7 protein-coding genes and 1 pseudogene are annotated in these 8,699 nt (G+C 63.2%); 4 read left to right on the forward strand and 4 right to left on the reverse strand.

Annotated elements, in window-relative coordinates; translation table 11 throughout:
- Positions 1 to 292 precede the first annotated feature (292 nt).
- Together AC3WLT_RS36370 and galU are read left to right on the forward strand one after the other, a co-directional pair.
- Entirely contained in the window at positions 293 to 436 is a 144-nt protein-coding gene (locus AC3WLT_RS36370) for a hypothetical protein (RefSeq protein WP_165848068.1), read from the forward strand.
- A gap of 346 nt (positions 437 to 782) precedes the next feature.
- Positions 783 to 1,688 carry a UTP--glucose-1-phosphate uridylyltransferase GalU gene (galU, locus tag AC3WLT_RS36375; RefSeq protein ID WP_492596399.1) on the forward strand — a complete coding sequence of 302 codons (906 nt, stop codon included), beginning with the start codon at positions 783 to 785 and terminating at the stop codon, positions 1,686 to 1,688.
- Between the two features lie 252 nt (positions 1,689 to 1,940).
- Here galU and AC3WLT_RS36380 read toward each other — a convergent pair whose 3' ends face one another.
- From AC3WLT_RS36380 to AC3WLT_RS36390, 3 genes and pseudogenes are all read right to left on the reverse strand, one after another.
- Positions 1,941 to 4,112 (reverse strand): malate synthase G, encoded by a 2,172-nt coding sequence (locus AC3WLT_RS36380; RefSeq protein WP_492596400.1) that lies wholly within the window; start codon positions 4,110 to 4,112, stop codon positions 1,941 to 1,943.
- An 85-nt stretch (positions 4,113 to 4,197) separates the two neighbouring features.
- Positions 4,198 to 4,602, reverse strand: coding sequence for a GlcG/HbpS family heme-binding protein (locus tag AC3WLT_RS36385; protein ID WP_492596401.1), 405 nt, complete (start codon positions 4,600 to 4,602; stop codon positions 4,198 to 4,200).
- A gap of 31 nt (positions 4,603 to 4,633) precedes the next feature.
- Positions 4,634 to 5,023 (reverse strand): annotated as a pseudogene (locus AC3WLT_RS36390) (hypothetical protein); the annotation flags it as partial.
- A gap of 75 nt (positions 5,024 to 5,098) precedes the next feature.
- On the opposite strand from AC3WLT_RS36390, the gene AC3WLT_RS36395 reads away from it, so the two are divergent.
- The gene (locus AC3WLT_RS36395; protein WP_492596402.1) at positions 5,099 to 5,977 is read left to right on the forward strand and encodes an MOSC domain-containing protein; all 879 of its coding nucleotides are present in this window, start codon (positions 5,099 to 5,101) and stop codon (positions 5,975 to 5,977) included.
- A 141-nt stretch (positions 5,978 to 6,118) separates the two neighbouring features.
- Here AC3WLT_RS36395 and cobA read toward each other — a convergent pair whose 3' ends face one another.
- Positions 6,119 to 6,925: a uroporphyrinogen-III C-methyltransferase gene (gene cobA, locus AC3WLT_RS36400; RefSeq protein ID WP_492596403.1), complete on the reverse strand. Its 807-nt coding sequence runs from the start codon at positions 6,923 to 6,925 to the stop codon at positions 6,119 to 6,121.
- A 707-nt stretch (positions 6,926 to 7,632) separates the two neighbouring features.
- Here cobA and AC3WLT_RS36405 point away from each other — a divergent pair.
- Positions 7,633 to 8,699 (forward strand): FAD-dependent oxidoreductase (locus AC3WLT_RS36405; RefSeq protein ID WP_492596404.1); only part of this gene is annotated, 1,067 nt, incomplete at its 3' end.

The raw sequence follows: 8,699 nt of genomic DNA on the forward strand, positions 1-8,699 counted from the left end.
GGGGAGAGGGGCAGGGATGAGCCGGCGGCATCCAGTGCTGAGTCGCTCATGCGCGGTCCTTAATCTGACGGAGGAAAAAGCTTATTTACGGGCACGCCATGCGCGCCCGCGGTGCATGACATCGTAGTGCACCGCGGAGGCAAAAAAATCGATAAAAAATTGCGTAATGGTTCGAGTTAAATGTCAGGGTTGTGACGAATTGTAATTACGCATAACTATGTGCTACGACGAATTATTTGCCGATTTTGTTGTGCTAATTTAAGCCACGGATTCTCTGACCAGGGGTGAAGTCATGAACCTGCATTTACTCGCCGGCATTGCCGTGCTGTTGATCCTCGTCGCCGCCTCCGCGTACCGGGAGGCGCTACGCAACGAGCCTATTCGCCGTTTTCGCATCAACCCGGGCAAGCTGCCGCAACTCGAAGAAAACGAGTAAGCGGCTTGGCGCGCTCACTTCCGTTCGCGTCCGGCCCCGCTCTATCAGATTTGGCGGCCCGCGATCCGGGGCTGGATCGCCGGCCGCCGGATCGCCGGCCGCCGGATCGCCAGGCCGCGAATACGTAAAATTTTCAGCATTCTCGCCATAATTCGATTTCGATACGTAATTGTTTCCTGATTTTTGTCACGATGCGGCATATCGAAAGCGAATTGATTTATTTATTCGAGTCGAGAAAATTTCACTCGTGAATTGGATTAATTTTTTTGTTAGCCTTTCTGGCGACATCGAGTGGCCGCGAGGCCCGCGAACACACTAATTTCTAACCGATGTGGGAATGCCAACCATGCTGAAAGTCACCAAAGCCGTGTTTCCCGTAGCGGGCCTCGGGACACGATTCCTGCCGGCCACCAAGGCAAGCCCGAAGGAAATGCTGCCGATCGTCGACAAGCCGCTGATTCAATACGCGGTGGAAGAAGCGATTGCCGCCGGCATCACCGAGATGATCTTCGTGACGGGCCGCAGCAAGCGCGCCATCGAAGATCATTTCGACAAGTCCTATGAAATCGAAGCCGAACTCGAAGCGCGCAACAAGCAGAAGCTGCTCGATCTCGTGCGCAGCATCAAGCCGGCCAACGTGGACTGTTTCTATGTGCGTCAGGCCGAAGCGCTCGGTCTCGGCCATGCGGTGCTGTGCGCCGAAAAGCTGGTGGGCGACAGCCCGTTCGCCGTGATTCTCGCCGACGACTTGCTGCACAGCTCGAAGCCGGTGATGAGCCAGCTCGTCGACACCTTCAATCACTATCACAGCTCGGTGATCGGCGTTGAAACCATCGCGCGCGAAGACAGCCGTTCGTACGGCGTCGTGGATGGCAAGGAGTGGGAAGACAACGTGATCAAGCTGTCGGGCATCATCGAGAAGCCGGCGCCGGACGTGGCGCCGTCGAACCTCGGCGTGGTGGGCCGCTACGTGCTGATGCCGACCATCTTCAAGCATATCCGCGCGCTGAAGCCGGGTGCGGGCGGCGAGTTGCAATTGACCGATGCGGTGCAATCGCTGCTGACGGAAGAGCAGGTGCTCGCGTACCGCTACTTCGGCACGCGCTTCGATTGCGGCAGCAAGCTCGGCTATCTGAAGGCGACGGTGGAATTCGCGCTGCGTCATCCGGAAGTGAAGGCGGAGTTCGAAGCGTATCTGCAAACCTATATGCAGGCCAATCTGCCGGATCAGTTCACGGCTGAAGCGGCTTAACCCAGCTTCACCGGCTTGACCCGCTTCACCGGCTTGACCCGCTTCACCGGCGCAGTCAGCCTGAGAGTGCGGCCTGCGCGGTTCAAGCGCTCAGGCCGTCAACGCATCCACGTAGCAGCGAACGCGCGGCAGCAACGCGCACATTAAAAACGGGCGCCGCTAACCACGCGGCGCCCGTCTTTCTTTTCAGCCGGACTCGAGCCGGGATCAACCCAGACTCTCAAGCAGCGCTCGAGCGGCGGCTGAAAAACTTCAACCCTTCTTCACTTCCAGCCGGAACTTGTGCAGCAACGGTTCCGTGTAGCCGCTCGGCTGCGCACGGCCCTCGAACACCAGCGTTTGCGCGGCCTTGAACGCCAGCGTATCGAAGCCCGGCGCCATCGGCTTGTAGTGCGGATCGCCCGCGTTCTGCTCGTCGACCACCTTCGCCATCCGCTTGAAGGTTTCTTCAACCAGTTCGCGCGTCACCACGCCGTGATGCAGCCAGTTGGCGATGTGCTGGCTGGAAATGCGCAGCGTCGCGCGGTCTTCCATCAGGCCGACGTTGTGAATGTCCGGCACCTTCGAGCAGCCCACGCCCTGATCGACCCAGCGCACCACATAGCCGAGAATGCCTTGCACGTTGTTCTCGATTTCGCTGCGGATTTCGTCCGCGCTCCACCTGGCCGTTTCGACGACCGGAATCGTCAGCAGGCCGTCGAGCAGTTCGTCGCGCACCTTCGCGTAGTCCGTGCGTTCGAGTTCCTGTTGAACCGCTTGCACGTCGACCTGGTGATAATGCAGCGCATGCAGCGTGGCGGCGGTGGGCGAGGGCACCCAGGCGGTGTTCGCGCCTGACTTCGGATGCGCGATCTTCTGTTCGAGCATCGCCTGCATCAGGTCGGGCATCGCCCACATGCCCTTGCCGATCTGCGCACGGCCGCGCAGGCCCGCGCTCAGACCGACCAGCACGTTGCTGCGCTCGTAGGCGGTGATCCACGCGCTCGACTTCATGTCGCCCTTGCGCATCATCGGGCCGGCTTCCATCGCCGTGTGCATTTCGTCGCCGGTGCGGTCGAGGAAACCGGTGTTGATGAACGCCACACGTTGGTTCGCTTCGGCGATACAGGCGAGCAGGTTGAGGCTGGTGCGGCGCTCCTCGTCCATGAGGCCCATCTTGATCGTGTTGCGCGGCAGCTTCAGCAGGTCTTCCACGCGCGCGAACAGCTCGCTCGCGAACGCGACTTCAGCCGGGCCGTGCATTTTCGGCTTCACGATATAGATCGAGCCGGTGCGCGAGTTCAGCTTGTGCTGACGGTCGTGCAGCGAGCACAGCGTGGTGATCACCGCATCGAGAATGCCTTCCGGAATCTCTTTGCCGTCTTTCGTGAGCACGGCTGGATTCGACATCAAATGACCGACGTTGCGGATGAACAGCAGCGAGCGGCCATGCAGCAAGACCTGCGACTTGCCGTCCGCGCCCGTGTATTCGCGATCGGCGTTCAGACGGCGCGTGAAGGTCTTGCCGTTCTTCGTGACCTCTTCGGTGAGATCGCCGTTCATCAGGCCGAGCCAGTTGCGGTAGAGCTGGACCTTGTCGTCCGCATCCACGGCGGCCACCGAGTCTTCGCAATCGATGATCGTGCTCACCGCCGCTTCGACCACCACGCCCTTCACATGCGCCGCATCCGTTTTGCCGATCGGATCGTTCGCGTCGATCTGAATTTCGAGGTGCAGGCCGTTGTGCTTGAGCAGCACCGCCGACGGCGCGCTCGCTTCGCTCTGATAGCCGATGAACTGCGCCGGTGTTTGCAGCGCGCTCGCGCCGCTCTTCAGCGCGACGACCAGCTTGCCGCCTTCGACGCGATAGCCCGTTGCATCGGCATGCGAACCGTTCGCGAGCGGGGCGGCCTGATCGAGAAATGTGCGTGTATAGGCGATCACCGCGGCGCCGCGCACCGGATTGAAGGTCTTCTGCTTTTCGGCGCCGTTGGTCTCGGGGATCGCATCGGTGCCGTACAGCGCGTCGTACAGGCTGCCCCAACGCGCGTTCGCGGCGTTCAGCGCATAGCGCTGGTTGGACAGCGGCACGACGAGTTGCGGGCCGGCCTGTTCGGCGATTTCGGTGTCCACGTGGTCGGTCGTGGCTTTGACGCTCGCGGGCGCCGGCACGATGTAGCCGATGCCTTCGAGAAAAGCGCGGTACGCGCGCAGATCGCGCACCGGACCCGGATTGGCGCGATGCCAGTTGTCGAGTTCGGTTTGCAGACGGTCGCGCTCGGCGAGCAGCGCACGGTTTTTGGGCGCCAGCTCGTGCACGAGGGCGTCGAAACCTGACCAGAATGCGGCGCTGTCGAGTCCGGTGCCGGGCAGGGCTTCCGTTTCGACGAACTGGTCGAGGTTGGCGGCGACTTGCAGTCCACCGCGCGGGTTCATCTGAGTCATCGACTGCTCCATCTGAATGGGGCCGATGTGGGGAGCACCGGCCCGTAAGTAGCGTTTCGTTTTTTATGAGCCGCCGTGAGAAAACTTAAGCGGCGACTGCCTGAATACCCGCGCGGGCGATCTGCGCGTCCTGATCCGACTTGACGCCCGACACGCCCACCGCGCCGATCACCTGGCCGTCGACGATCACCGGCACGCCGCCTTCCAGCGTGCCTTGCAACGGCGCGCTCAGGAATGCCGTGCGGCCGTTGTTGATCATGTCTTCATATACCTTGGTTTCGCGGCGGCCGAGCGCCGAAGTGCGGGCTTTTTCCGTCGCGATGTAGGCGCTGGCCGGCGCGCTGCCGTCCAGACGCAGCAGGCCGAGCGGATGACCACCGTCGTCGACTACCGCGATGGCGACGGCCCACTGGTTCTTCTCGGCCTCCGCGCGGGCGGCTTCGAGGATTCGGGTGGTTTCGGCAACAGTCAACACGGGTTTGCTCAACATAATGAATTTCCTGTTTCGCTTATGGTAGGGATGCTTCTACGGCATTCACGATGCCGATGCCGAGCCGGTCGAGCACGCGGGCGGCGGCCGCGTTGGTGTTCGGCGACAGCGCGGGTTGCACGCAGCCTTCCAGCATCAGCATTTTGCGCGGATGCCGCGGCGCCGGCCTTGTTTTCGCCCGAGCGCTACGCTTGGGAATTTTACGTCCAAGCGCGGCCGATATCGAGCAGCGCGTAATAGGCGACACCCAGGCGACACCCGATGGGCAGGTGGTTTCACAGTTGCGGCAGGTCAGGCAGCTGTCGAGGTGCAACTGGGTTTTCTGCGTGACCGGTTCGCCTTCGAGCCTCTGCTCGGCTGGAAGGGTGGGAGTGATCGGTGCGGCAGCCTCGGCGTTTTCCGCGTAAGTGGCGGGGGGCATGCGCCGCCAGGAACGCGGGCCGCAGGCGCTTTACAATCGACCCCTACGACAAAAAATATCGAGCGCCCCCATACCATGCCTACCATCAGCGAACTCTATGTGTATCCGATCAAATCGTGCGCCGGCATTGCGCTGAACGAAGCGCGCCTGCTCGCCACCGGCTTCGAATACGATCGAAGCTGGATGGTCACCGACCGAGGCGGCGCGATGCTCACGCAGCGCGCCTATCCGCGCATGGCGTTGATCAAGGTCGCGCTTGCCGGACATGAACTGGTGATCAGCGCGCCGGGCATGAGCGCGCTGCACACGCCGCTCGATGCGGCCGAACTCGCCGCGCCGGAGCCGGTGCAAACCACCGTATGGCGCGACGCGGTCCACGGACTCGACACCGGCGACGCAAGCGCCGCATGGTTTTCGACATTTCTCGGCGTGCCGGCGCGGTTGTTGCGCTTCGATCCGCGGCGCGAGCGGATCGTCGACCCGGAATACACCGGCGAGGTTGGCGCAACCACGCATTTCGCCGACGGCTTTCCGTTGCTCGTGATCGGCCAGGCGTCGCTCGACGATCTGAACCTGCGTCTGAACCGCAAGGGCGCGCCGTCGATTCCGATCAGCCGGTTCCGGCCCAACGTCGTGCTGACGGGGCTCGATCCGTATGAAGAAGACTATGTGGAGAGCCTGAGCGTCGGCAGTGCCGGCAGCGAAGCGGAGGCCGTGCAATTGCAGCTGGTCAAACTGTGCTCGCGCTGCCCGATGCCGACCATCGATCAGGCCAACGGCGCGCCCGACCCGGACTGGCTGAACGAACCGACCGACACGATGAGCGTCTACCGCGCGAATGCGCAGCGCGGCGGCGCGTTGACGTTCGGCAACAACGCGATCGTCGCGCGTGGAGCGGGGGCATGGCTGCGCGTCGGGCAAGACGTCGAGGCTGAATTGGGGTTCGGCGACTGAGGTGGCCGATGCGTCGGCCGATAAGTCGGCCGATGTGTTCGCGGCTCAGGCAGCGGCCCGTTCAGCGGCTCAAGTAACGACTCATTCAGCGGCTCGAGCAACGACTCACTCTGCGGCTCGAGCAACGACTCACTCAACAATTCACGCGGCTTGCGCAATTGCTGCCGCCGCCGTCATCAGGCCGTCAGTCATCACAGCCGCCGCTTCTTCGCTCCACTGAACCCCGCGCTCGACGCTCTCGCCGACCGCGCTCCCCACCAGAATCACCGCGGGACTGCCGAACCCCGCGCTTGCGGCATCGGCGGCGAGCCGGTCGAGCCGGGTCAGCAAGCGCCGTTCGCCGGCTCCGCCTGCCCATTGGACGACGGCCGCCGGCGTATCGGCAGGCAGACTCGCCAGCAAAGCGGTGGCGAGACTCTCGATGCGCCGCATCCCCATATAGATCGCCAGCGTAGTGCGGGTCGCGGCCAGCGCGGCCCAGTCCGGCTCGCCGTGATCTTCGGTATGCGCGGTGACGAAGCTCACGCCGTGGCAATGGCGGCGATGCGTCAACGAAATGCCGAGACTCGCCGCCGCCGCGAAACCCGATGAAATCCCATTGACGATCTCCACCGGAATCCGCGCGCCGCGCAGCGCCGCGAGTTCTTCTCCGGCCCGGCCGAACAACAGCGCTTCGCCGCCCTTGACGCGCACCACATGCAAGCCCTTGAGCGCATAGCGCTGCATCAGGCGTTCGATGAACGCTTGCGGCGTCGAACGGCAGCCGCCGCGTTTGCCGACGCGAATCACACGCGCTTGCGGCGCCAGCGACACGATCTCGGGATTGGCGAGGTCGTCGAGCAGCACGATGTCGGCGGCGGCGAGTGCTTTGACGGCTTTGAGCGTGAGCAGGTCGAGCTCGCCCGGGCCTGCGCTCAACAGTGTGACCTTGCCGGTGGTGGTGTTCATCGCGATGTCCTTGGCTTGTTTGATGTGTTTAATGTGTTCGATGGCTGGCTGCCGTCGCGGTGGGGGCGCGGTGAGGCGTATAGGCTGGGCCAAATAAAAAACGGCGTCCGCTCGTGGTGGTCACGAGAGGACGCCGTTGTCCGGATGCTGCTCACTATCTTTAAGCGGAGCGAAGCACTGTGCTGTGCTTCGCCCGGATTTCATGCACTCGCGGCTGCATTGCCTGCAAGGCTCGACACCCGCTAATGCAAGTACCACGCCATCACGCGGCAACCTACGCCCAACCCTTGCCACGCGTCGCCGGCAGGCCGGGAAATGCACCGGAAACGCACCGCTCGTGTGCTTGCCCCTCGCACGCGCACAGTGCTGCGTCGCACCACCCATGTGCCTGGCTGCATCAAAACGCGTCGCATACCGCGTTCGCCGCACGCCCGTGCCATTCGCCACAAACCCCCGCGTCACGGCCCTGCGGCGGGCATTCCGCACAGTTGGCACGGCCTTTGCGTTAAGCCTTGCCATCGGATCAACGTGGATCCGGCGCGAGCGCAACAACAAGGCGTTCGCTGCATCACAGGTTTGGACAACGGCGTCCCTCGAATTCAGTCATCGACTGGGTTCGCGGGACGCCGTTTTTATTTCCGGAATCGCTTTCGCACACCGGTCGGCCGGCAGCGATTCAAGCCCAGCACATCGAGGACACCGCGCTCATGAAAATCATCGTTATCGGCCACGGGATGGTCGGTCACAAACTGGTCGAGTGCCTCACGCAGGACGCGGCACATGGCCTCGACATCACGGTGCTGTGCGAAGAATCGCGACCCGCGTACGACCGCGTGCATCTGTCCGAATTCTTCGCCGGCAAATCGGCGGACGATCTCTCGCTGGTCGAGCCGGGTTTCTTCGAACGCCAGAACGTGTTGCTCAAACTGAGCGCGAAGGCCGTCGCGATCGACCGTGATGCACGCACCGTGACGGTGTCGACCGGCGAAACCTTGCCGTACGACAAGCTGGTGTTCGCCACCGGTTCGTATCCGTTCGTGCCGCTGGTGCCGGGCCGCGAGCGCACCGACTGCTTCGTCTACCGCACCATCGACGACCTCGAAGCGATGCAGGAATGCGGCGCGCGCTCGAAGACGGGCACGGTGGTCGGCGGCGGACTGCTCGGCCTCGAATGCGCGAAGGCGCTGCGCGACATGGGCCTGCAAACGCACGTGGTCGAATTCGCGCCGCGCCTGATGGCGGTGCAGGTCGACGACGGCGGCGGCCGCGTGCTGCGCAGCAAGATCGAAGAACTTGGCGTGACCGTGCACACGCAGAAGAACACCACGGCGATCGTCGACGGCGAGAACGGCACGCACCGCATGCAGTTCGCCGACGGCAGCCATCTCGACACCGACATGATCGTGTTCTCCGCGGGCATCCGTCCGCGCGACGACCTCGCGCGGGAAAGCGGCCTCGCGCTCGGCGCGCGCGGCGGCATCGTGATCGACAACGCGTGCCGCACCAGCGATCCGCACATCTATGCGATCGGCGAATGCGCGCTGTGGAACGGTCAATTGTTCGGCCTCGTCGCGCCGGGCTATGACATGGCGCGCGTCACAGCGAAGCAATTGCTCGGCGATTCGGCGGAATTCGCCGGCGCCGACATGAGCACCAAGCTCAAGCTGATGGGCGTGGACGTCGCGAGCATCGGCGATGCGCATGGCAAGACGCAGGGCAGCCGCACGTACCAGTTCAGCGACGAACGCAAGCAGGTCTACAAGAAGCTGGTGGT

The organism is Paraburkholderia sp. FW306-2-2C-D06C, assembly GCF_058781505.1.